The organism is Myxococcus sp. RHSTA-1-4, from assembly GCF_020037125.1.
Classification (GTDB): domain Bacteria; phylum Myxococcota; class Myxococcia; order Myxococcales; family Myxococcaceae; genus Myxococcus.
This window is the reverse complement of the sequence record NZ_JAIQDG010000025.1, coordinates 95,858-119,073: the sequence shown is the minus strand read 5'-3', so window position 1 is coordinate 119,073 and position 23,216 is coordinate 95,858. Positions and strand designations below refer to the sequence as shown.

The 23,216-nt window shown below is 73.0% G+C and carries 14 protein-coding genes; 4 read left to right on the top strand and 10 right to left on the bottom strand.

The genetic code is table 11. The features are described 5' to 3' along the window. The first annotated feature begins 63 nt into the window (after positions 1-63). On the top strand, positions 64-2,367 hold the full coding sequence (locus K8638_RS29770) for an ATP-binding protein (RefSeq protein WP_223758053.1): 2,304 nt from the start codon (positions 64-66) through the stop codon (positions 2,365-2,367). Positions 2,368-2,562: 195 nt separating this feature from the next. Beyond that, positions 2,563-3,810 carry a L,D-transpeptidase gene (locus K8638_RS29765; protein WP_223758052.1) on the top strand — a complete coding sequence of 416 codons (1,248 nt, stop codon included), beginning with the start codon at positions 2,563-2,565 and terminating at the stop codon, positions 3,808-3,810. 12 nt (positions 3,811-3,822) lie between these two features. Here the strand turns inward: K8638_RS29765 and K8638_RS29760 are convergent, their stop codons facing one another. Further along, the gene (locus tag K8638_RS29760; RefSeq protein ID WP_223758051.1) at positions 3,823-4,578 is read right to left on the bottom strand and encodes a penicillin-insensitive murein endopeptidase; all 756 of its coding nucleotides are present in this window, start codon (positions 4,576-4,578) and stop codon (positions 3,823-3,825) included. Positions 4,579-4,760: 182 nt separating this feature from the next. Continuing rightward, positions 4,761-5,693 carry a LysR family transcriptional regulator gene (locus K8638_RS29755; RefSeq protein WP_223758050.1) on the bottom strand — a complete coding sequence of 311 codons (933 nt, stop codon included), beginning with the start codon at positions 5,691-5,693 and terminating at the stop codon, positions 4,761-4,763. A gap of 75 nt (positions 5,694-5,768) precedes the next feature. Here K8638_RS29755 and K8638_RS29750 point away from each other — a divergent pair, with 75 nt between their 5' ends. Continuing rightward, positions 5,769-6,770 (top strand): aldo/keto reductase, encoded by a 1,002-nt coding sequence (locus K8638_RS29750; RefSeq protein ID WP_223758049.1) that lies wholly within the window; start codon positions 5,769-5,771, stop codon positions 6,768-6,770. A gap of 304 nt (positions 6,771-7,074) precedes the next feature. On the opposite strand, the gene K8638_RS29745 is transcribed toward K8638_RS29750, so the two are convergent. The 8 genes from K8638_RS29745 to K8638_RS29710 all read right to left on the bottom strand — a co-directional run bounded on the left by K8638_RS29745 (position 7,075) and on the right by K8638_RS29710 (position 21,679). Further along, the gene (locus K8638_RS29745) at positions 7,075-7,962 is read right to left on the bottom strand and encodes an aldo/keto reductase (RefSeq protein WP_223758048.1); all 888 of its coding nucleotides are present in this window, start codon (positions 7,960-7,962) and stop codon (positions 7,075-7,077) included. Positions 7,963-8,027: 65 nt separating this feature from the next. After that, positions 8,028-9,314, bottom strand: coding sequence for a TfuA-like protein (locus K8638_RS29740; RefSeq protein WP_223758047.1), 1,287 nt, complete (start codon positions 9,312-9,314; stop codon positions 8,028-8,030). 14 nt (positions 9,315-9,328) lie between these two features. Next, a complete protein-coding gene (locus tag K8638_RS29735) occupies positions 9,329-10,552 on the bottom strand; it encodes a YcaO-like family protein (RefSeq protein WP_223758046.1) in 1,224 nt (407 codons plus the stop codon). An 11-nt stretch (positions 10,553-10,563) separates the two neighbouring features. Next, positions 10,564-13,524: a type 2 lanthipeptide synthetase LanM gene (gene lanM / locus K8638_RS29730; protein WP_223758045.1), complete on the bottom strand. Its 2,961-nt coding sequence runs from the start codon at positions 13,522-13,524 to the stop codon at positions 10,564-10,566. Beyond that, a complete protein-coding gene (locus tag K8638_RS29725) occupies positions 13,521-17,417 on the bottom strand; it encodes a serine/threonine-protein kinase PknK (RefSeq protein WP_223758044.1) in 3,897 nt (1,298 codons plus the stop codon). The genes lanM and K8638_RS29725 overlap by 4 nt, the downstream gene beginning before the upstream one ends. A gap of 2 nt (positions 17,418-17,419) precedes the next feature. After that, positions 17,420-18,886 (bottom strand): SagB family peptide dehydrogenase, encoded by a 1,467-nt coding sequence (locus K8638_RS44980; protein ID WP_305071200.1) that lies wholly within the window; start codon positions 18,884-18,886, stop codon positions 17,420-17,422. Then, positions 18,886-21,135, bottom strand: coding sequence for a TOMM precursor leader peptide-binding protein (locus K8638_RS29715; RefSeq protein ID WP_223758043.1), 2,250 nt, complete (start codon positions 21,133-21,135; stop codon positions 18,886-18,888). The genes K8638_RS44980 and K8638_RS29715 overlap by 1 nt, the downstream gene beginning before the upstream one ends. Positions 21,136-21,148: 13 nt before the next feature. Beyond that, complete coding sequence (locus tag K8638_RS29710; RefSeq protein WP_223758042.1) at positions 21,149-21,679, bottom strand: hypothetical protein; 531 nt, start codon at positions 21,677-21,679, stop codon at positions 21,149-21,151. 125 nt (positions 21,680-21,804) lie between these two features. Between K8638_RS29710 and K8638_RS29705 the strand changes: the two genes are divergently transcribed. Further along, a complete protein-coding gene (locus K8638_RS29705; protein WP_223758041.1) occupies positions 21,805-23,025 on the top strand; it encodes an amidohydrolase family protein in 1,221 nt (406 codons plus the stop codon). Positions 23,026-23,216 lie beyond the last annotated feature (191 nt).

Below are 23,216 nucleotides of genomic sequence, written 5' to 3'. Positions count from 1 at the left end.
GCGCCCTGGACCGGTGGATTGCGGGGGGAGGCCGCTGTGCGGAGCGTTCAGGAGGAGGAAGTGGTGCACCGGCCCTCACGCCACCTGAGCGAGCACCTGCTCTTTCCCGCCATCGTGTGCCTGGTGCTCACGGTGGGCAGCGTGGGCGTCTGGACGGCTTCCGCGGTGCAGGAGGACCGCGCGCGCATCGTGCGGCTGTATGCCCGGTCGTTCGAAGAGGCCCTCACCGCCGAACGCCTCGTGGCCGCGAGCGAGCGGGCCGCGCGCTTCATGCGCAGCAACCTCCTCTCTCCCGACTCCTCCCGGTTGGAGGAACTCACGCTCGCCCGGAAGGAGTTCGATACCCACTTCCAGAAACTGGGCGAACGCCATGGGGGGCCGGACCAGGAGCCGCTGCTCGCCCGGGTGGCCGCGTTGAGAGACCAGACGCGGCGGATTGGAGATGCCCTGCTGGCGGAACGGCGGGCGGGTACCGAAGTCCGCCTGTTGGAGGAACGCTTCGCGGGGGAGTTGGTGCCCACCCACGAGGAGTTGGACCGGGCCGTCGCCGCGCTCGAGCAGGCCACCTCGGCCCGGCTGGCGCGAGACATCGAGCATGCGGAGCGGCTCTTCTCCAGGACGCTGCAACGCTTCCTGCTGAGCCTTTCGCTCGGCCTTGGCGCGCTGGTGGTGCTCGCGGCGCTGCTGGTGCGCACGCTGCGCGAGCGCCGGCGGCGGCACGAGGAGGCCGCGCTCTCGGAGACGAAGCTCTCGGGCATCATCTCCATCGCCGCCGACGCCATCATCGTCCTGGATGCCGGCCAGCGCATCTCCATCTTCAATCGCGGGGCGGAGGCCATCTTCGGTTACCGCGCGGAGGAGGCGCTGGGACAGCCGCTCTCGCTCCTGCTCCCGGAGCGCTTCCGCGCCCCGCACGAGGCTCAGGTGTGGGGTTTTTCCCAGGGGCCGGATGTCGCGCGGCACATGGGCGAGCGCCGGGCGGTGTTCGGCCGCCGGAAGGATGGAGAGGAGTTCCCGGCCGAGGCCGCCATCTCCCGGCTGGAGGTCCAGGGCCACGCGTTGATGACGGTGGTGCTGCGCGACGTGTCCGAGCGCGAGCGCCGGCAGCGCGAGCAGCGCTTCCTCTCCCAGGCGAGCGCCACGCTGGCCGAGTCGCTGGACTCGCGGGTGACGACGGAGCGGTTGGTCCGGCTCTGCGTCCCCGAGTTCGCGGATGGCTGCGCGCTCTACCTGGTCCAGGAGGGGCACGCCCGGCTGGTGGCGCTCTCGGACGTCGACCCCGCGAGGCGCGAGGCGCTGCTGGCCGCCGCGGAGCGCTCGCCGGTGCCGCTGGACTCGCCCTCGGGTATCGCGCACGTCATCCGCAGCGGGCAGCCGGAGTTGCTCGAGGCGGTATCGGAGGAGCGCGTGCGCGCTCTCTCCCAGGCGGATTCCAGCTACGCCATGCTCTCGCAGGTGGGCTGCTGCTCGGCGCTCGCCGTGCCCTTGCGCGCGCGCGGCAGGAGCATCGGAGCGCTCGCGATGATGGTGCGCTCCAGCCACCGCGTGTACGGTCCGTCCGAGCTCGCGCTCGCGGAGGAACTGGCGCGCCGCTCAGCGCTCGCCATCGACAATGCTCGCCTCTATGCCGAGGCCCAGCAGGCGACCCGTACGCGCGACGAGGTGCTGGGCGTGGTGGCACACGACCTGCGCAACCCGCTCAACACCGTGGTGCTCACGGCGAGGCTCCTGCAACGTCAACTTGGCCGGGCGCAGGCGGGCTCCGACACACTGCGGGGAGTGGAGGCCGTGCTGGACAGTGCCCGGCGCATGGACCGCCTCATCCAGGACCTGCTGGACGTGGTGCGCATGGAGGCGGGCACGCTCGGCGTCAGCACCTCTCCGTGCTCCGCCGCACGGCTCGTGCAGGACGCGGCGGACGCCGTCCGCGCGCTCGCCGGTGATGCCCGGCTCAGGCTGGACATCCGGATGGAGGGAGAGCCGGGGCTGGTGCGGGCGGACCCGGACCGCATGCTCCAGGTGTTTGGCAACCTGGTGGGAAACGCCATCAAGTTCACCCCGGCTGGCGGCGGCATCACCCTGGGGGTGGCACCCCGCGAGGAGGTGGTCCTCTTCTGGGTGGAGGACACCGGGCCGGGCATTCCGGAGGAGCAGCTCCCGCGGCTCTTCGAGCGTTACTGGCAGGCCCGCCCCGAGGAGCGGCGCGGGGCCGGGCTGGGACTGTCCATCGTCAAGCGTCTCGTCGAGGCCCACGGCGGCCGCATCTGGGCCCGGAGCACGCCGGGGCGGGGCAGCACCTTCTGCTTCACCCTGCCGCGGGTGGGGGGCGCGGCGGCGGCCCACCAGACGCCGGGTATCACCGCCTGACACCAAGGGCATGCGTTTCCCGGAGAGCGGCTCGCCCGCGTAGAATCCGCGCCGGGCTCATCCGGGGCGCGGGTTTTGCGGACCGGACCGACGTGCCGGGAGTGGGACGCCCCATGCATGCCGCTTGCACGAGAGCGGCACCGCTCGCCGGACCCGGGGGCAGGTGCAGGCCTTCCGGCACATGAAGGAATGTCGATGTCTCCGTCTTCTTCGCGCGGGAGGGCAACGCTCCCGGGACTCCTCGGTGCGCTCGTGCTGGGCGCCGCGCCGGGCCCCTGTTTCGCCGCGCCCGACGAGCCCGCGCCGGCCTCGCCGTGGACCCTTCCTTTCGATGCCGTCCTCAAGGTGGATGCCGCCAACGTGCGACAGCGTCCGGATGCCCGGTCCCCCATCAACGGCCTGCTCCGGCGGGGAAGCCGCTTCCGGGTGACGGGATGTGCTCCCTCGTGTGACGCGCCCGGGGCGTGGGCGCTGCTCGGCACGGACGGGGCCTTGCGGCTGGCGCTGGTGGAGCAGGCCCCTCCCGAGGCACGCCCCCTGGAGGAATTGCCCGAGTTCCTCTACGGGAAGGTGCTCAAGCCGGGCGCGGATGTGCGCGCGGAGCCGGAGGAGCGTGCGCGCAGGGTGCGCCGCGAGGGCGCGGGCGAGGTGCTGGCGTTCGTCCGGGACGAGGCCCTGCTCGCGCGCGGTTGGCTGGCGCGCCCGGGCGGTGGCTTCGTGAGCACGCAGCAGGTCCGGCTGGACAACCCCTCGGCCTTCCAGGGCGAGCCGAATCCCTCGGCTCCCATGGCGTTCCTGGTGAAGGACGCGCCACTCACCGCCGGAGGCGTCCCCGCGGCCGAGCCGCTTCCCCGGTTCTCCCGCGTCCCCCTGCTGGCCCTGGAGGCGCGCACCGTGCGGGTGCCGGGAGGGACGCTGCCACGCGCCGCGGTGCGGCTGGCCTTCCACCGGCCGCGTCCTCCCTCCATCCCATCCGGGGCGAAGTGGGTCCACGTGGAGCTCTCCGAGCAGGTGCTCACCGCGTACGAGGGAGACACCTGGGTGTATGCGACGCTCGTCTCCACCGGCAGGGCGGACTCCGAGGACACGACGACGCACCGGGGGCACTTCCGCGTGTGGAGCAAGACGCTTCACGAGCTGATGGCGCGGGAAGGCCAGTACTTCGTGGAGGAGGTGCCCTACACGCAGTACTTCCATGGCAGCGAGGCGCTGCACGGGGCCTTCTGGCATGACCGCTTCGGCTTCCCGGTGACGCATGGCTGCGTCAACCTCTCGCTGGCGGATGCGCGCTGGCTCTTCAACTGGGCGCCGCCGGCACTGCCTTCCGGGTGGCACTCGTTCAGGGTGCTCCCCGGGGCGGAGCCGCTCCACGTGGTGGTGGAGCGGGCGAAGCCCGGAGTGATTCCCGCCGTGCCATCCGAGGCGGTCGGCGCCGCGCCGTGAGGGGAGGAGGGCTCAGTCCCGGCAGCCTTCGGCGCGCTCCTCGGGGGTGCAGCGGATGCGCAGGTGGACGTGGTCGTCGTGCGGGCTCGAGTCGGTGGGTTGGTGGAGCACGCTCGCGGCCCGCTCCACCAGGGCCGCGGGCTCGTTGAGCCGCCGTGCTTCCTCCAGCAACTCCCGGCGCAGGGCGTTGCTGATGAACATCCACTGCACGTCCACTTCCGGGTCCTCCAGCAGCGCTCGCACGACCAGCCACGTGCGCCGGGCGTCGAAGCGCAGTCTTCCCTCGGAGGCGCGGCCCTTCGTGTCGAAGGGGAGCAGGTCCTCGGCGGGCACGGGCTGGCCCTGTTCGTCCACCTGGAAGAAGGCCAGGTCCGCGTCACGCCCGGACTGGTGCGAGCGGGAGTAGGGCGGGATGGGACCCCCGGCGGCCCGGGACAGGTCCCCCACGCCGAGTGGCGGAGAGTCCGGGAGATGCCTGCGCACGGCCTCGCCCGCGCGCTTCAGGGCGGCGACGAGCCGGGGCGTGGCCCAGTTGAGGCAGCGGCTCAGGTGCCTCCGGGGTAGCAGGCGCACGGCGTCGTCGGACTCCAGGGCCCGTGCTCCCCGCAGCTCGCCGCGTGACGCCCTTCCGACAGAGAGCGCGCGTGGGTGCGGCGTGGGCTGCTCTCCGCAGAAGCTCGGCTCGCGTGCGAGCACGGGAGCTGCTCCCAGGGTGAGCACGAGCAGGGACAGACTCTTCCATGGGCCGTGGACACGGCTGAGGGACATTCGCGGGCCTCCAGCGGGGATGGCGGTGCGAAGCCGGATGCTAGCGCGAGCTGCCGAAAGGGCCTGCCTGACCGCCTGCTCCCCAGGTGGGCGGGTTGAGGGGCTACCGAGGCGGGGCTTCACTTCAGCCGCGCTGGGCCGGACACGGCCCGCGGCTGCGTGGAGCTCGAGACCCGGGGCGCTCAGCGAGGGCCGCTGCTCACGGGCTGGAGACTCCGTGCCACGGCAATCACCTGTTCACGGATGAAGCGGATGGCCTCGTCGTCCTCGACCGCGCTCCGCCAGAGCATTTCCATGGGGGTGCCTCCCAGGGAGAACGGCAGCGCCGTCGTCCGGAGGTGCGGGCGCAGCGACGTCACCTCCCGGGCGACCATGACAGGCACGGTGGCAAGCAGGCTGCTGCCTTCCACGACGGCCCCGATGCTCTGGAACGCCGGCACCGACACCCGCACCCGCCGCTGCACGCCGACCATGTCCTCGACGACGCCCCGCAGGTCTCCGTTGTACGAGACGATGACGTGCTCGTGCTCCAGGTAGCGCTCCAGCGCCAGGCGTCTGCCCACTCGCGCATGCCGCGGGTCGTAGAGGCAGACGAAGCCTCCGGTGTACAGGGCGACGCGCCGTGTGCCCGCCGGCAGCTCGTCGGCCACCGTCACCGCCAGGTCCACCGCCGAGGAGCTCAGCGCCTCCGCCACGGTGCGGAACTGGACTGGAATCACGACGAGCCTCATGCGCGGCGCCTGCTCGGCGAGCACCCGAAGGAGCGGCGGGAGGAGCCAGGTCTCGTTCACGTCGGACAGCCCGAGCCTCACCGTCCGCTCGCTCGTCTTCGGGTCGAACGTCGCCGGGGAGAGGGCGGCCTCGACGAGCGCCCCGAGGTGCGGCCGCGCCGTGGCGAGCAGACGCTGGCCGCGCGCCGTGAGGACGAGCCCCCGCCCGGCGCGTACGAAGAGCGGCGCCCCTACCGTTGACGTGAGGCGCCTCAGCGCCGCGCTCACCGCGGGCTGCGTGAGGTACAGGCGGCTCGCCGCGGCCGTGACGCTGCCCGCCTCCGCCACCACGACGAAGACGCGGAGCAGGTTGAGGTCGAGGTTTCGTCCATAGATGCCGTTCATGTTCGAGATACATCCTATTCCTTGGATTTCAGAATGGCGCGGCGTGAATGTAGGCGTGCAACGGAGGGACGCACGATGAGCACGCACGAAACGAAGCAGGCGCAGCGCACGGTGAAGCTGGGGTCCACGGGCCCCGAGGTATTCCCGCTCGGGCTGGGGTGCATGGGCATGTCCGGCATGTACGGGGCGACCGACGACGCCGAGAGCATCCGCACCATCCAGACCGCCATCGACCGTGGCGTCACCCTGATTGACACGGGGGACTTCTATGGGATGGGCCACAACGAGATGCTCGTGGGCCGCGCCATCGCGGGCCGGAGGGAGAAGGTCCAGCTCTCCGTGAAGTTCGGCGCGCTCCGGGGGCCGGACGGGAGCTGGGGCGGCATGGACACGCGCCCCGCCGCGGTGAAGAACTTCGCGGCCTACAGCCTGAAGCGGCTGGGCGTGGACGTCATCGACATCTACCGTCCCGCGCGGTTGGACCCCGCCGTTCCCATCGAGGAGACCATCGGCGCCATCGCCGGTCTCGTGAAGGCAGGCTACGTCCGCCACATCGGGCTCTCCGAGGTGGGCGTGGAGACCCTCCGCCGCGCGCACCGCGTCCATCCCATCGTGGACCTGCAGATTGAATACTCGCTCGCGAGCCGGGCGCCCGAGGCGGACATCTTCCCGGCGCTCTCCGAACTGGGCATGAGCGCGACGCTCTATGGCGTGCTCTCGCGAGGGCTCCTGACCGGCAGCAAGCCGAAGGGGCCGGGGGACTTCCGCGCGTACCTGCCCCGCTTCACCGGTGAGAACCGTGAGAAGAACGAGGACGTCGTGCACGCCCTCCAGCGGTTCGCCCAGGAGCGGCGGATGACGCCGGGGCAGCTTGCGATTGCCTGGGTGCTCGCGCGCCAGCCGAAGTTCGTGTCTCTCGTCGGCGCGAAGACGGTCGCGCAGCTCGAGGACGCGCTCGGCGCCCTGGAGCGGCCGTTGTCGAAGGAGGACGTCGCGTCGCTCGAGAAGCTCGTGACCCTCTCTGGAGAGCGCTACGGGGCGGAGCAGATGCGGCTCCTCGACAGCGAGCGCCGGTAGCGCGGCTGTCAGGCGGCGCGCGGCGCTCGCGTCAGGAGCCGCATGCTCTTCTGAACGCGCGGTTGTTGATTCGTCTGCTCGCCGGGGTGTCCGGCCGCACGGGTCCGACACGCCCACCTAACGGTCCTAAGGTAGTGAGGCTCGGGTGACCGAGTGCTCGCGAAGCAGCGTGGCCTCTCTCGCAGAGGCCACGCCGCGTGCCCACTGCCGTCCCCCGGGACGGTAAGAGCGGCCGTAGCCAAGATGCCCCGTGCACTCGGGCGCCCCGGCGAGCAGACGAACCATCACCCCCGAGCGTCAGGACTCAAGCGCCCCGGCTCGCGGCGCCCTGGGCGTCGAGCGCGGCCACTTCCTCCGCGGAAAGCCGGAGCTCCGCGGCGGCGAGGTTCTCCTCCAGGTGCTTGACCGAGGACGTGCCCGGAATGGGCAGCATCACCGGCGAGCGCGCGAGCAGCCACGCCAGGGCCACCTGCGCGGGCGCGGCGTCGTACTTGTGCGCCACCGCGTCGAGCGGAGTCCCCGGCCTCGCCAGGGTGCCGGTCGCCAGCGGGAACCACGGGATGAAGCCCAGGTGCTCGCGCTCGCAGTACGCGAGCACCTCCGCGTGGGTCCGGTCCGCGAGGTTGTAGCGGTTCTGCACGCTCACCACCTTCACGACGCGGCGGGCCCGCTCGATGTCGGCCACGGAGACCTCGGACAGCCCGATGTGGCGAATCTTCCCCTCGGTCTGGAGCGCCTTGAGCTCGCCGAGGGAGTCCTCGACGGGGACCTGGGGGTCGATGCGGTGCAGTTGATACAGGTCGATGCGCTCGAGCTTGAGGCGCCGCAGCGACATCTCCACCTGCTGGCGGAGGTACTTGGGGCGGGCCACCGGGTGCCACTGGTTGGGGCCGGTGCGGACGAGGCCGCCCTTGGTGGCGATGAGCAGCCCCCGGGGATAGGGATGCAGGGCCTCGGCGATGAGCTCCTCGCTGACGTGCGGGCCGTAGGAGTCGGCGGTGTCGATGAAGTCCACGCCCAGCTCCACCGCGCGGCGCAGCACGCGCAGCGCCTCGGCGGGGTCCTTCGGCGGTCCCCAGATGCCGGGGCCGGTGAGCTGCATGGCGCCGTACCCGAGCCGGTGGATGACGAGGTCCCCACCGAGGGTGAAGGTGCCGCTCTTCTCCACGGGGATGGCGGATTGAAGCTTCATGGACAGGTCCTTTCCTGGATGTGGTTGAAGGCCGCGAGGTCGGCGTCCGGAGAGCCGGGGGCACACTACAGGAGTTCGCGCATCCGCCTGGAGAGGGCGCGGGTCTCGACATAGTCGAGGAAGGAGGGCCACCAGGGTCTGGCGCGCGCGGAGTGCTCCAGCCCTCCCCAGGTGTCGAACCCGTGGGCGTGGGCCATCTCTTCGCGCGCGAGGTGCCGGTCGCGAGGCCGCGCCACGAGGCCCGACGCCCTCGCCCGCGCGGCTGCTTCGTGAATCGCCCGCCAGCGGAAGACCTCCGCGTCGAGCTCGTGGGTGAGGTTGAGCTGCTGCCACAGCCTGTCCGCGAACAGGGCCTCGTGCGCGATGAACAGGGTCCACAGCTCGGCCAGCGCGAGCCGCAGCGCGAGCAGGGACGTCACTCCCCGTTGCTCCTTCTTCGTGGCGGCGAGCCGTGCCGTCGTTCCCCGTGGGGTGGGCAGGAGGAGCGGGGCCGAGAGGACCGAAGCCGCGAACTCGTTCGTCCGGAGCCGCTCCGGGAGTCCCATTTCCGGACTGGCCGCCGCGATGGCGAGCGCATGGCGGGCGTAGCGGCCGCTCACCAGATGCCACCGGGCCAGCGCACGACGGACCTCGGCGGGCTTCAGCCCCGCGAGCGCGTCGGGGCCCTGCTCGCGTGCGCGGCCCGCGAGGTTCGGCCCCGTGCGCTGGCGCTTCGTGGGGGGAGGTGCCAGCCGGCGGGCGACGTACCGCAGGGCGCGCCTCGCATCCTCCGCCTTGAGGTCCCAGGCGGAGAGCAGCCGTTCGAGTCTCGCGCGGTCCTTGAACCCGGCGCGTGCCAGCAGCGTCCGCCAGGTCCGCTCCGCGTAGAAGGTCTCCTCCGCCACCCGTACGAGCCACTCCGCCTCCGGACGTGTGAGGTGTCCCTGGCGCACCGCGCGGGCCAGGGCATGGCGCGCGTTCACCAGCGCGAGTGAGGGAGGGCGCTCGCCCTCCGGGTCGAACACGACGGCCACTTCATCGTCGGAGCTCAGCCGTCCCCGGCGGAACAGCCGGTAGATGGCGCCGACGCCGTGCATTCCCGCCGGCCAGCACTCGGCCGCGCGCAGGGCCCCCATGCTGGATGCACCCACCACGAGCGCCCCATCCCGCACCACGTCGACGACCTCTCGCGGCGATATCGCGTGCTGCTGCATGAAGACGCCGTCGACAATCAGGAAGGCCGAGCCGCCCTCCGCACGCGCGCGGTAGAGGTCCCCCCGTCGCACCGGCGGACGGAAGTCGCCTCCTGGCAGCAAGGCCTCCGCCTCGCGGCGTGACAGACTGGGCCCGAGATAGACGATGGGGGCGGGCATGGGAGCGCGGGTCATCACAGGAGGTGGCGCAGGCACCGCCAGTCCACGCGGCGCTGGTTGACGGTGAAGCACGAGAGTCCCGGGACGCGCACGCGCACGACGGGAATCCCGAGGTCCTCGCGCGTCAGGTCCGTCACGATGACCCGCTCGAACCCCGCGGCTCGAAGCCTCCCCAGGAGGAACTCCAGGTCGTCGCGCAGGTCCGGGGACTCGAAGGAGGGCGTGCGCGGGAAGGGGGCCACGCGGGGCGGCTCCAGCTCCCGGAGCCGGTGGGCCCTGCTCGTGGCGTGTGAGCCTTCCCATCGGACGTTGAACGAGTCCCGTGCGCCCTGGATGAACCCGAGCCGCGCCTGCACGGCCTCGGTGATGGAGCGCAGGAGCGCGGCCTCGGCATGAGGCGCCGTCCCCCAGCCGGTGAACAGCATGGGGACGGGGCCGGCCGCCGTCGGGTAGTCGTAGTCGGCGAGCACCGTCCGGAAGGTGGCGACCCCGAGGTCTCCGGTCGCGTCCTGGACCCGCGCGTCGAGTCCAGCCTCCGTCAGCCGGTCCAGCCATTCACGGGCCTGGGTGGGAAGGCTCGTGGGGTCGACGGACACCAACGGCGGCAGCGGCATCCCGGCGTCGCCGAACGCGGTCGCGAAGTCGAGCTGGCTCTGGACGTCCCGCTCGATGACCTCACACAGCCCGTGCACGATGGCCTCGAGGAGGGTGTTGCCGGAGGCGAGGCCATTCGTGTCCACGTCCCGCAGGAGGCCTTCCGAGGGAGGCGTGAGCGCGAGGTCCGCCGCCATCAGCACGCGGTCCCCGGAGACGACGTCCTGGCTCTCCACCCAGGTGAATGACTCCTCCGGCGTGTAGCGGGTGTCCGCGGGAAGGTGGAGCGTCACCGGGTCGATGGGCCGCGAGGACTTCGCGCGGGAGAGCCGGGTGAAGCTGCCGCGCCGCGTGGCGCCCCGTGGCGCGCGCTCAGCGGACACCCGCTCCACTGCCTCCATCATGGCGCTTACCCGGGCACTCACCGCGTCCGCGCCCTTGCCCAGGTGCGTGGTCAGGTCCAGGGCCAGCGGGGTGACGGCAGAGAACACCGGAAGGCGGATGGGGTCGAGCGGCGTCAGGTCCGAGAGGCGGGTGATGGGGACTCGCGCGCGGATGGCGAGCACCCGTGCTTCCGTCTCCTCGGCGCGGACGACACGGGACGAGAGCGGTCCGATTTTCGGGCTGGGTGGGAACGGCCGCATGCGCCGGGGATTCATATCATCTCGCTCGGCCGGACCAGCCGGAGCGACGTCCACGTCTCGGGCCGGTGGAGGCCGAGCAGGGCGCGGAGTAGCGCGCTGAGCCCTCCGAGGACGGACAGGTCGTGCTCATCCGCCTCCAGGCGGTCCGGGAACCAGCGCCCATGCAGGCGATGTCCGGCCACCAGCAGCCGGCCGGGGCGGAGGGCCTCCTGGAATAGCGCCGGTTCGCGCAGCTCCCGTCCCGCCGTGAGGGCCAGCTCCAGGGCCTCCAGGCATGCGGAGCCCACCTCCGCCTGGCGGAGCACGCGGCGGACCCCGGCGAGCAGGGCCGGGCGGGCTCGCGCCGCCCCGCCCGCGAGCGCGATGCGTGACAGCAGTTCTCCGGATGCATCTCTCCCCACCGCGGGGGCTCCTCCTGATGCGGCTCCTGGGGCCAGCGGTCCGCGAAGCGCGGTGCGTGACAGCCGCGCGCCAGACGTGTCGCTCCCCGCTGGCGCGCCTCTTCCTGGCGCGGTACCTGGAGTCAGCGGCCCTCGGAGCGCGGTGCGTGACCGCCGTGCAGCGGATGTCCTGCTCCCTATCGGCTGTCCTCCCTCCAGCGCAGCCTCCGGAACCAGCATCTCGCAGAGCGCCAGGGCGCTGGCGGCGTCCGGCAGCCCCGGGACATGGAGGGCTCCCGGCATGGCACCGCGCTGGAGCCGCCGCTCGAGGGCCTTTGCCAGCCGCCGGGCGGGGCCGGTGGCACCACAGGCGCGCAGCGCGAGCAGCAGTCCCGGGGCTCCCGTCACCAGGTCGAGCGAGGCCTGCTCCGCCAGTGGCTCGACGGGAAGCGTCCGGGCCCGCGTACGCGCTTCGCGGGCGAGCTCCGGCAGCTCCAGTGCGGCGGCGCAGCGATGCAGGGCATAGAGCCGCGCGCCGATGCCACGGAACGCGCCCACCTCGACGGTGCCATCCGGTGCGCGCGTCCACGGCCCCGCGCCGTCCCGCCCGAGCGCAACCCGCGCCGGCTCCAGCGCCGCGAGCGCCGCGTCCCGGAATCGGGGCAGACGGCTGGCCGCGGCCAGCTCCGCCAGCGCGATGGCGATGCCCGCCGAGCCCGAGAGCAGGTCCGGCCCGGGCACGTCGAGCTGCCGGAGCGCGTAGAGCGGCTCGTGCCTCAAGCCAATCCATGCGAGCCCACCGTCTTCCGCGAACGACTCGCGCAGCAGGCTGTCGCCGAGGGAGACGGCCTCGGCGAGCCAGTCCGGGGCGCTTCCGCCTCGCCGGAGCGGTGGGCGCGGCGGTGGCACCAGTTCGTGGCGGCCCCCGCTGGCCAGCGTGGACCGGAGGAGGGCGTCGTGGCGCGCGAGTGGGAAGGTGTCCAGCCCCCGGAGCCGCGCCCGGAGGCGCTCCAGCGCGGTGCCTTCAAAGAAGCGAGCGCGGACCGGTTGCCCTCCAGGCCCCAGGAGCGCGCCATCCCCGGGGTGGCAGGTGAAGTACGGAATCTCCAGCGCGCGCAGGGACTCCAGCTCCTCCCGGGCCACCGCCTTCAGGGCTCGTGCCCGCGGCTGGCCGTCGCCGGAGCGCAGGAGACCCGCGAACTCTTTCGCCTGGGCCTCCGCGCTCGCGAGCACACGCGGCTCCGTCAGCACCTCCAGGATGCGGTGGTACGTCCAGGTGTCCCGGTGGACATAGCGGACCGGCAGGCGCGCCAGTCCGCGCAGGGGGCTCCTGCCCGCTTCCAGGCGGGCGCGGTTGGCGCGCAGCGTGGCGTGCATCGCCCGGTAGCCCTCGCGCAGCGCCTCCAGGTGTTCCGCCGCCCGCCCCGGACGCCCGTCGAAGCCCGGCGCGTGCCGGGCATGAGTCTCCACCGTGTAGCCATCCCGGCAGGGCCTGTGCCGGCCCTCCAGCGCGTCGCGCACCGGCTCGCATGGACGCGGGATGAGGAAGGAGCGCGCGGGCGTCAGCGCGCCGAGGTCCTCCGCCGGCACACCCGGAAAGATGCCGAGCGGCGCGGCCAGCAGTCCCAGAGGCGCCACCGACTCGGACAGGAAGTCCTCCGCCGCCCGCGCCGCCGCGTCCGGCGCACGTCCCGCCCGCCGGGGTTGCAGCACCATCTCCAGGTCGACGAGGACGGGGTGCTCGCCGTGGGCCACCAGGTTGTCGAGCCAGAGGTCCTGCGCCTCCAGCAACTGCATGAGGCGCGCGAGCATGCCCGCGCGCACGTAGAAGCGCTCCAGTCCCGCGGCCGTCCGGCAGGGCTTCGCGTCGACGTACTCCTCCCAGGCATGGCCGCGGCGGCACAGCACGGTGTGCACGTGGAGCCCGAGGGGCAGCCCGGAGTCGTTCAGCAGCGCGTACAGGTCCAGCACCGCGCGGGTGACGCGCAGGTCCTTGGGTTTGTAGACGGCGCGGCGGCCGTCCTCGAAGCGCAGCAGCGCCACCGAGCGGCCCCCCGCGTGCAGGTCTCCCGCATCCCCGTCCACATGGGCGAGGGCGCCCGGGGCGCGTCCCCTCCATAACGCCCGGCCCAGTGCCTCGCGGTCCGCCGCGAGCCGTGAGAGCAGCTCCCGCACGTGGGCGCGCCAGCGGAGGAACGTGCCGCCCATCCGCTCCGCCAGGACGGGGTACGCGGCGAAGCGCTCCCGCCACGTGTCCACGCTGGGGTCCAGCTCGCCGCCGAGCCCGAGTGCCTCCTGGCTCCGCCACTCCAGGGCCAGCACCTTCAGGCAGGCGCGCATGAGGCGCGCCGAGAGGAGCAGCACCAGGTCGCGGCGCGCGGACGGCAGCACCCGGGCCCTGGAGCGCGCGAGGTCGCGCCCGAGCTCCGCGTCCGCCGCCGCCAGCAGCCCCGCCAATGTGGACTGGCCGGGAGGGCCCTCCCAGGCCGCGAGGGCCGACTCCGGGGCCCGGGCCGCTCCTCGCAGCAGCAGCTCCAGCGCCCGCAGGGAGGCCTCGCCGTGCCCCCACCGTACCGAGCCGCCGCTGCTCACTTCGCCGGGAAGCCGGGCGCTTCCATGGCGGCCCAGCGCGCCGGGTCGCGGATGCCCGCCGCCTTCAGGATGGCGTCCGCCTCCTCGATGAGCCGTGCCCCGGCCTCACCGCCGGTGAGCTGTCCCTTGCGCCTGCGGACGGAGGCGGCGTGCAGCGGCATGTCCAGGCGCTGGAAGTCGGCCTCCGCCTCGCCCAGGAGCCGGAGCGCGTCCGAGCTCTTCCCGTCCAGCGCCGCCTCCGTCGCTCGCAGAAGCCGCGCCTCCGCCTGTGCGTCCCTCCGGTGCCGCTGCCCCTCGAGGTCCCGGAGGTCCTTGCGGGCCACGGCGCGGAAGCGCTCGCGCTCGGCCGGGCGCGACGCGGCCATGGCCAGCGCCGCCCCCGCGCGGACGCGCAGGGCGTAGATGCGGAAGTACAGGTGCCCCAGCACGAAGTTGGACTCCGCCACCGGCCAGGCCTTCTCCAGCCGAGCCCAGGCCGTCGCCGGTGCGTCCTGGTACAGGTCGCACCGCGCGCTCTCCAGCACCGCGTAGAGGTTCTGCGGCGTGAAGCGCTGGGCGCTCCACCCGTTGGCCAGCGGCTCCAGCTTCGCCAGCGCCTCGCCCGGGTTGTCCTCCGCCACCCGCGTGGACGCCAGCTGGATGTGCATCCACCCGGCCGCGTACCGGTTCTGGTTCTGCTCCGCGAAGCGCAGCCAGCGGTTGCCGATGGCCGCCAGCTCCCGCAGCTCGCCCATCATCCGCAGCACGTACACGCGGCACGAGTACGTCTGGTCCAGGTCCGCCATGACGCCGGTGCACTCGTTCTCCAGAATCCGGATGCCCTCCGCCAGGAGAGGGTCGGCGCGCTTCCAGTTCCCCAGCATCATCTCGATGGAGCCGTGGACGTACTTGAAGAAGCCGTTGAGGGCCGGGGTGTTCAGGGCCTCGACCCGCCGCGTGCCCTCCTCCAGGAAGCGGTGGCCGCGCTTCACGTCGCTCGCCGAGCCTCGGGCGAACGTCACCGCCGTCAGCCCCAGGAGGCCGTAGGCGGTCCGCACTTCGTCCCCTGCCTGGGCGGAGAACAGGGCGTTGCGCACGGCGAAGTAGCCCATGCGCAGCATGTCCTGCACCGCCAGGCCCCGGGCCGCGCTCCACGTCAGGTTCACCCGCTTGCGCAGCAGCGGGGACACCTCGCCCTGGGGGACGTGGCGGACGCGCTTGCCGAAGAGCGCGAAGCGCACGCTGTGGAAGATGATGCCCGCCAGCGTCAGCGGGGTGCTGAACGGGTAGGGCAGCCCCACCTCCGCCAGGAGCTGCTTCAGCAGGGCCGTGCCCTCCTCGAGCAGTCCGCTGACGAGGTACTGCTCCATGCCTCGCCGCCGCAGGTCGAAGGCCCGGTCGCCGTGCACCAGTGATGCCGCCTTCACGTACAGCGGCGCCGCTTCCGCGCCGCGCCCCGCGTTGACGAGCGCGTCCGCCTGTTTCTCCAGCAGGTCCGCATCGTCCGGAGTGCTCTCCAGCGCCTGGGCATAGAGGGCCGCGGCCTGCTCGAAGGCCAGGGCGCTCGCGGCGCGGTCCGCCGCCTTCACCGCGTACGGGCCCGCCTTGTCCAGCCTTCCGGCGCCCCGGAAGTGCCGCGCCAGCCGCTCCGGCTCCGCGGTGCCCGTCTCCTCCAGCAGCTCCGCCAGCCGCAGGTGGTTCGCCTTCAGCGCCTCCGGGGGGAGGCTTGAGTACACGGCCTCGCGGATGCGGTCGTGGTAGCACTCCGCCGTGTCCTCGTCCCGGGGGCCGTGGGTGGTGACGAGGTGCGAGGCCCGGAGCTGGGTCCACGGGGTGTGGGGGTCCGTGGCCAGCTCCGCCGCGCGGAAGGCGAGCCCCCGCTGCACGGGCTGACCCGCCACCGCCACCGCGGAGAGGAGGCGGGCCGGCTCCGGCGTGAGCTTGCCCACCCGGGCAAGCACCACCTGCTCCAGTGTCACCGTGCCGCCCTGGGCGAGCGGCGCCTCTCCCTGCTCCAGTACGTACTGCGCCAGCGCCTCGATGAAGAAGGGGCTGCCCCGCGCTTCACGGGCGAGGGTGGCCGCGCGCGCGTCGGTCGCGTCCGTGCCCAGCAGTGCCACCGCCAGCTCGCGGCCCTCCGCCTCCGACAGCGGGGCCAGCGCCAGCTCCCGGACGTCGAGCGCATTGCCCGGTGCCGCGGCGAGCTTGCGGTGTGCCTCCAGCAGCCCGGCGGCGATGCCTTCGCCGGTGCGATAGCCACAGAGCAGCAGCATGCGCGGCGTGCCCGGCGCCTCCTGCAGCTCGCTGAGCGCCTGCGCGGTGTCCGCGTCTCCCCACTGGAGGTCGTCCAGGTGCAGCACCAGGGGCGCCGTGTTTCCCAGCCGGGCCAGCAGCTCCTTCAAGGCGCGGAAGGCGCGCAGACGCAGCTCCTGCTGCTCGCGGCCCGCCTCCAGCGGGGTGGGCGTCACCTTCGAGAAGGACTCCACCTGCCGCAGTACCGGGAAGATGCGCAGCAGCTCCGGCAGGTGCTGGGGGACCAGCGTCTTCATCACCTGGGGAGGCAGCGTGCGCAGGTAGCGGGTGAGGGCGTCGATGAGGCTGTCGAAGCCCTTGTACGGCACGGACTCGCGCTCGTAGCACCGGCCGCTCAGCACCACGCTGCCCGGCCGGCGCGCGCCCAGCCCCTCGGCGAAGCTGCGCACCAGCGCCGTCTTGCCCATGCCGGAGGGGCCGTGCAGATGGACCACCACCGTCCGCCCCGACGCCATGGTGTCGTACGCGGCGAGGAGGGACTCCAGGGGGCCCTCCCGGCCGACCAGGGACCTGACCCTCGGAGCTGACGGGGGGCTCACCGTCAACCCCAGCCGCCGCAGCACCTCCTGCCCCGTGGGACGGCGCGAGGGCTCCACCTGCACCAGGTCCATGGCCAGTGTGCGGAGGTCCTCGGGAATCAGGGGCGAGGGCTCCAGGGGCGGCGCCTCCTGGTGCACCTGCTCACGCAGCTTGCCGCGCCGGAAGGACTGCCCGCCCGCGAGCGCCTCGTACAGCATCACCCCGAAGGCGTACCAGTCGGTGGCCTCCGAGCTGGGCTGGCCCATGAGCTGTTCCGGGGAGATGTACGCGGGAGTCCCGGCCAGCTCTCCGGTGGACGGCTCCGCGCGGTCGCTGGCGAGGCCGAAATCGAGCAGCACCACGCGCCCGCTCTTCTCCACCATGACGTTGCGGGGCTTGATGTCGCAGTGGAACTTCCGCGAGGAGTGGAGCGCGAAGATGCCGAGCGCGAGCTCGCCGAAGATGCGCCGCAGCTCGTCGATGGGGAGCACCGGCTGGCTGGCCCGGAGCGTGGGCCCGGGCGGCGGGGCCACGAGGGTGCCGGGAGAGAGCTTCCCCTGCGTCACCGTCACGTCCGTGGTGCTCGTGGCCGGCGCGGGCGTCTGTCCCGAGGGGCGCTCGGACGTCACCGTGGCGTCCGAGGCCGCCTGCCCGTTTCGGGTGACCGTCACGGTGGCGTCGGACCGGGAGCCCGGCGTCTCGGAGGCGCTCGCCGCCGCCTGGGCGCCGCGATGCAGCAGCGACCAGAGGCTCTCGCCTTCGATGAACTCCATGGTGAAGAACCACTTGTCGTCCGCCTCCATCAGCTCATGGAGGGAGACGAGGTTGCGGTGCGTGACGTTGGCGACGTAGCGGAACTCGTTCTTGAGCCGAAGCAGGGCCCCCGGCTCCAGGCGGTGGAGCGTCTTGAGGGCCACGGTGTGGCCTCGCACGGTGTCACGCGCCTTGTAGACGACACCCATGCCGCCCGCGCCCACCCGCTCCACCACCTCGTACCGGCCCAGCCGCTGGCCTGGCGTGAGCAGCTCCGTGTCAGGCCCCGTGCGGTCCGAGCCCGTGCTGCCTGTCCTCACCGGTTCCATGGTCAGCGTCTCCTTCGAACGGACGACGGATGATAGCGCCGCCGGGCCCCGGGACGTGAGCGGGCCGTCGGCGCGCTGCCGATGACCAGCTCCGCGACCGGCGTCTCCTCCTCCCCCGGGGTGAGGGCGGCGCGCTCGAAGGTATCGGGGTTGCTCCAGCCCACGATGCAGGAGGCCAGCCCCATGGCGGTGGCGGCCAGGGTGAGCGTCTGCAGGAGGACGCCCGCGTCCTTGAGGAGGCAGGCGTAGGCGAAGCCCTCGTATTTGTACGAGACGCGCTGGAAGCGGGCGGCGAGGACGAGCAGCACCTGGACGGGGGAGTGGCCCTGGCGCGCGTCCGCGAGCAGCGCCCGCACCGCCGGGGTGGGTCCGGCGCGAGGCTCCAGGCCGTGGGAGAGCGGCTCGTAGCGGTAGAGGCCGGGCGCGAGCCCCTCGCATGCCCCCACCACGGCGTGGATTTCCAGCGGGTGGAGGGCCCCCGCGGAAGGGGCAGGGCGCAGGGAGCGCTCCTCGGGCCCACCGGGATGCAGCTCACGCACGCGGGCGGCGCGGAAGAGGAGCTCGCCGAGCTGGGCGTGGGTGAGGGGTGTGGTGCCATAGCGGCGCTCGCTCCGGCGGCGCTCCAGCACGCAGGCGAAGGAGGAATCCTCGCGGGCGAGGATGTCCAGGTCCGGCCGGGGCAGGGGGATGACGGGAACCCGGGGAGGGAGGATGGCCGGGAGCGGTGGGACGTGGCCCGCCAGGCGGTGCGTGGCGCCCAGGCGCTGGCCGTGGAGCGGGCGGCGCGTGCGGGTGTGGAAGAGCAGGTCGTGGAACTCCCAGAGCCGCAGGGCGGGGTGTCGCTCCTCCTCGGTGTTTCCCTCCGCGTCCGCCGGCACCAACAACCGGGCCCGGGCAAGCAGGGCCACCAGCGCCCTCGCCGCGCGGACGTTGCCTCGCGCATGTCCCGCCGCGTCACGCGCCGGGGTGGGGGCGGCAAGCGCCGCGAGGAGCGGAAGGGCCGCGGGGGCGAGGTGGACGCGCGCGCGGACGCGGGGGCTTTCCAGCACGAGCGCCTCGCCGTCCCGGCGGACGTACGCGAAGCGGGAGAGGCGCAGCGGCTGCTCCGGTGGAGGAGGCCCGGGCGCCAGCTCGAAGAGCTCCGAGAGGGGCTCCAGCGTGGCGAGCGCGCCTGCGCGTCCGTGGACGGCGTAGCGCAGGAGCCCCCGCCGCGCGAGCCCCCGGAGCAGCAGGTGCAGGTGGGCTTCCGCTTCCTGTCCTCCCGTGCTTGCGCGCTCCAGCACTTCGTCCTCGGGGGCACCGCGTCCCTGGAGCAGTTGGAGGGCGCTCGCGGTGGCCGTGGGCAGGGGGCCGAGGGAGAAGTCACCTTCGCGGCTCCGCACCCGGAGGTGTCCTCGCCGCGCCCGGACGAAGGCCGCGCCGGGGCTGAGGGCGAGCCAGGGCGAGAGGGTGGCCGGGGCCCGGGCCATCAGAAGAAGACTCCCAGCGGGTTGAGGCGCTCCTCCGGCGTGGGGCGGGAGAGCCACCCGAGCTTCACGGGCACGTCATACAGCCGCCCCGGCCCGAAGCGCGGCCACAGGTGGCGCAGGCCCGGGACGATGACGCGCACCACGCGCAGGCCCACGTCGGGCCGCGTCTGGTCCAGCACCAGCGTCTCCAGGCCCCGCCGCCGCGCCAGCTCCACGCACGCGCGCACGTCGTCGCGCAGGTCGCTCGTGGCCGTCCGCGGGTACGTGTGCGCCTCGAGCGCGGGGACGTCCGCGGGCGCGAGGTGGGGCTGGTTCTCCAGCGAGGCCTCCTCCAACCAGCGCGTGAGCTGCTCGTCTCCGAGGGGCCTGTCACGGAGGTCCTGCCCCGCCAGCGGGAGGAACTGGTTCATCTCGGTGATGGCGCGCTGGATGCCCAGCCGGGCCTCCAGGTGCGCGCCGAAGCCCACGCAGAGGCGCTCGGGGCCCCGGGTGCGGCGCGAGACGGCGGCGAAGGCGGGGATGCCGAGGTCCGTGGTGAGGTCCAGCACGTGCAGCTCCCGCCCGAGACGGTGGTACGCGTCCACGAGCTGCTTCAGGAACGGGTCCCCGAAGCCCTCCAGCGCCACCCGGGGACGGCGCGCGCGGTTGTACCACCAGAGGGACACCGCATCGCGCTCCACCAGTTCCAGGAAGCCCTGGAGGATGGCCTCCTCCAGGCTGGTGCCCGCGGCGCAGCCGTTGGAGTCGGCTCCGCAGAAGGGCGCGTCCGCTTCCGGGTAGCCGTAGTAGCAGTACGCCGTGGGCACATGGCGCCGCGCCTCGTGCGTCAGCGACCAGACGGGAGACCAGTCGATGCGCAACGACGCGTCGAAGGGCAGGGGGACATGCTCGTGGCGGGGGCGGGCGGCGTTCCAGGCGTCGCGCTCGCGGTACTGGCGCTCGCTGAAGAGCAGCAGGCGGTGCGGCTCCACCGCGGCCTCGCCCAGCGCCCGCGCGGTGGCGCGCCTGCGAGCCTCGTCTCCCTGGAAGACGCCGCAGTAGCGCTCCAGCGCCTCGCCCAGCGCGCTGGCCCGCGCCTGGGGGAGGGTGGCGCCCTTGCCGGTGCTGAGGGCTCGAGTGGTGCTCAGCGGTGTGTCCGCTGTCGCGCGGCGTGCGCGGTTGAGGCCCGCGTTGATGACGGGCAGCCGCTCGTCCTCCACCCCGGGCAGTGGCTCCAGCAGGTGCACCACGCCCGTCACCGGGCTGACGTGGTGCTGGTGGCGGGCCAGCATCGCCTCGGGGCCCAACGCGCGGTGGCCGCCGTCGGAGGTGAAGCCCTTGGGACGGGGCTGGAGCCGGAGCGGGCGTCGCTGCCCCGCGGCGACGAGCCCCGGCGCTCCACAGGCGGGGCACTGCGGGCGGCGCACGACGGCGTGGTGCTCGGCGCGCAGCCGCGTCGCATCCAGCGTGACGACCGTTCCCGCGAGCCCGTCGTCCCCGGTGACGAGCAGCCGCCCGAGGGCGGAGGCCAGGAGCCCGGCCGCGGCGCGCACGGGGCCCTCGGGAGCGCCGCGCCGCGCGGCGCGTGGGGACGGCGGGAGGTTGGCTCGCAGGCGCTGGGCGAGACACTCCCAGCAGGCGGTGGTACCCGGGACGAAGCGGGGCCCCAGCCACGCCACCGCACCTCCCGGACGCGCCAGCACCCACGGCGTGCCCGTCCGCAGGGCCTCGTGATTCAGCTCCTCCAGGGAGGCCTGAAGGTAGTCGTCCACCAGGACGAGCATCAGGGACGCGCCGCGCCGCGAGGTGCGCAGTCCCTCCGCGTGGAGCGCCTCGCGGACGGGGAGCACGGGCGCGTCACCGAGCGCGCGCACCTCCACGGTGGCCTTCTTCAGAATGTCAGCCGCCGCTCGCGCGGACACGCCCAGCGAATGCCAGTGCGCGGCGAGCCCCGCGGGCACCTCCGGCTCGGCCTCGATGAGGAAGCCCTGGGCCACGAGCCGCTCCAGCGCGTAATGGACCTCGGCGGCGGAGTGCCGCAGGGTGAGCGACTGGAGGAGCTGGTCCACCGTCCGCCGCCCGTCGATGAGGCGGGTCAGGTCGAAGTAGAGGCGCCCCCGGAGCCGGACCCGCTCTCCACCGCCGTCGAGCAGGACGCCATCCGGCGGGAGGGGCTCCACCCGCAGGTGCGCCTTGAAGGCGGGTGCCTCCAGGGGATGGGACGCCCGGGCGGAAGCGCCGGGGGCCCGAGCGGCGGGGACGCGCTTCACGCGGACAGCGCGCTCAGAAGCCGCAGGTGTTGGTGCAGCTCTTCGGACGCGCGCTTCCACCCTCGTAGGTGATGTCCCCCACGCTCTCCTGTCCGGCGGCGGCCGGCCTGGGGGGAACGTTGAGCGTCACCATGGGCTTCCCCGAGCCCGACCGGACGGCGTAATCGAAGTCGGGGAACAGCGGCAGGTCGTACTCCTTGAAGACCGCCGCCGGCTCGCGCTTGAGCCTGTCCAGGAAGGAAGGGTCGCTCCACGCGCGGGCGACGATGCGCGGCCAGGTCTTCATCCACGAGATGTCGACCTCGTGCCCGAGGCTGGTCACCGGCCTTCCACCCTTCACCCGCTCCTTGAGCCCGCGGACCGCTTCCTTGAGCGTCGAGGGCTTGCGTGCCGAAGACTTGCGCGTCGAAGTCTTGCGCGTCGAAGTCCTGGTCGCGGACGCCTTGCGGGCCGGGGCCTTGCGCGCCGAGGACTTCTTGCTCGCGGAAGTCTTGCTCGTCTTCACCGAGGGGGCTGCGCTACGCCTGCTCTTCTTGGTGGCCATCTCCACTCCTCCGAGGGCGGCGGATGCTAACAGTGGCTTGTCTCAAACCGCAATGAGCCACGCCCGTGTCTCATCGTGCCCTGATGGAACGGGCCTCGCGGCGATGGAGTAGAACGCCATCACGAATGGCGAAGCGACCGAGAATCCTGGATGTCGACGCGCACGTGGTGGAGCCGAGCCACGTGTGGACCCACTCCCTGCCGCGCGGGTTCCGCGAGCGGATGCGGCTGCGCGCTCCCGAGCCCCGCGCGCGCACGTGGCAGGAGGAGGTGGAGTGGCGGGCGCGCCTCGTCCTCGCGTGCGAGCGGGAGGGGCTGGACGTGGAGGAGGTGGAGGAGGCGATGGCGCGGGCGGAGCCCGGCCTGCAGTACCTGGAGGTGGATGGGGTGCCGCTGCTGCCGGAGGTGGCGCGGCAGGTCTGGGCGCCGCTCGCGGCGGGCGCCTTCACCCGCTACCTGCCGCTCATCCGCGGCGGCTTCGACGGCGCCTCCTTCGCCGAGGTGATGCGGGCCATGGGCGTCGAGCGGGCCTTCTTCTATCCCACCGTCTTCCTCCTGCTGCTGGCGGTGGACGACATGGAGCCTGGGTTCGCGGCGACCCTGATGCGCGCCTACAACGACTGGCTGCGAGGCTTCTGCGCGGCGGACCCGGGTTTCCTCCACGGCGTGGGCGCGCTGTGCCGGCATGAGCCGGAGGCCATGGTGCGGGAGGTGGAGCGCATCGCGGAGTGGGGCTGGAAGGCGGTGATGGTGCACCCGCAGAAGGTCAAGGGGCGGCTGTTGAGCGACCCCGCCTTCGAGCCATTCTGGACGCGGTGCGAGGAGCTGGGAATCGCGGTGGGCCTCCACGGGGGCGCGCACATGCGCCTGCCGGATGCCGGGACGGGGCATGTCCGCACTCAGTTTGGCATCCACGCCGCGGCCAATCCGATGCAGTTGACGCTCGCGCTGCTGACGCTCCTGGAAGGGGGCGTGCTCGAGCGGCACCCGGGCCTGCGGGTGGGCCTGCTGGAGGGGGGATGTGGCTGGCTGCCCTTCTGGCTCTGGAGGCTGGACTCCGCCTACGAGCGGGACGGGTGGACGGTGTCCGAGCACGTGCGGCGCAAGCCCTCGGAGTACTTCGCCCGGCAGTGCTTCATCACCTGCGAGCCCTCGGAGCCGGGCATCGAGCAGGTCATCGACATGGTGGGCGAGGACTGCGTGCTGTACGCGTCCGACTTCCCCCACCTGGACCACCCTCCGCATGTCCAGGAGGATGCCTCCCTGCTGGCCGAGCGGTTGGGCTCGCGGGTGGCGGGGAAGATACTCTGGGACAATGGATGCCGGTTCTACGGCGTGCGCGGCTAGGCGCGCCTCCTCGAAGCAGCGCCAGACAGTGAGCCTTTCGTGACTCTCAAGCCCCGAGCCCCCAAGCCTCCCTCCAAGCGTCACCCCATCATCCCTCCGGAAGCGAAGCTCCGTCTCCGGCCGCATCTGCGGGCGGCCCTGGAGAAGCTACGGCCCCGTGGCCGTCCCCGGAGGGCGCCTGTCCCCGCGCC

Excerpts from the sequence above, each read along its gene's own strand:
- K8638_RS29725 (WP_223758044.1), bottom strand. The coding sequence starts at position 17,417 with ATGGAACCGGTGAGGACAGGCAGCACGGGCTCGGACCGCACGGGGCCT.
- K8638_RS29765 (WP_223758052.1), top strand. The coding sequence starts at position 2,563 with ATGTCTCCGTCTTCTTCGCGCGGGAGGGCAACGCTCCCGGGACTCCTC.
- K8638_RS29750 (WP_223758049.1), top strand. The coding sequence starts at position 5,769 with ATGAGCACGCACGAAACGAAGCAGGCGCAGCGCACGGTGAAGCTGGGG.
- K8638_RS29710 (WP_223758042.1), bottom strand. The coding sequence starts at position 21,679 with ATGGCCACCAAGAAGAGCAGGCGTAGCGCAGCCCCCTCGGTGAAGACG.
- K8638_RS44980 (WP_305071200.1), bottom strand. The coding sequence starts at position 18,886 with ATGGCCCGGGCCCCGGCCACCCTCTCGCCCTGGCTCGCCCTCAGCCCC.
- K8638_RS29705 (WP_223758041.1), top strand. The coding sequence starts at position 21,805 with ATGGCGAAGCGACCGAGAATCCTGGATGTCGACGCGCACGTGGTGGAG.
- K8638_RS29745 (WP_223758048.1), bottom strand. The coding sequence starts at position 7,962 with ATGAAGCTTCAATCCGCCATCCCCGTGGAGAAGAGCGGCACCTTCACC.
- K8638_RS29740 (WP_223758047.1), bottom strand. The coding sequence starts at position 9,314 with ATGCCCGCCCCCATCGTCTATCTCGGGCCCAGTCTGTCACGCCGCGAG.
- K8638_RS29760 (WP_223758051.1), bottom strand. The coding sequence starts at position 4,578 with ATGTCCCTCAGCCGTGTCCACGGCCCATGGAAGAGTCTGTCCCTGCTC.
- K8638_RS29735 (WP_223758046.1), bottom strand. The coding sequence starts at position 10,552 with ATGCGGCCGTTCCCACCCAGCCCGAAAATCGGACCGCTCTCGTCCCGT.
- K8638_RS29755 (WP_223758050.1), bottom strand. The coding sequence starts at position 5,693 with ATGAACGGCATCTATGGACGAAACCTCGACCTCAACCTGCTCCGCGTC.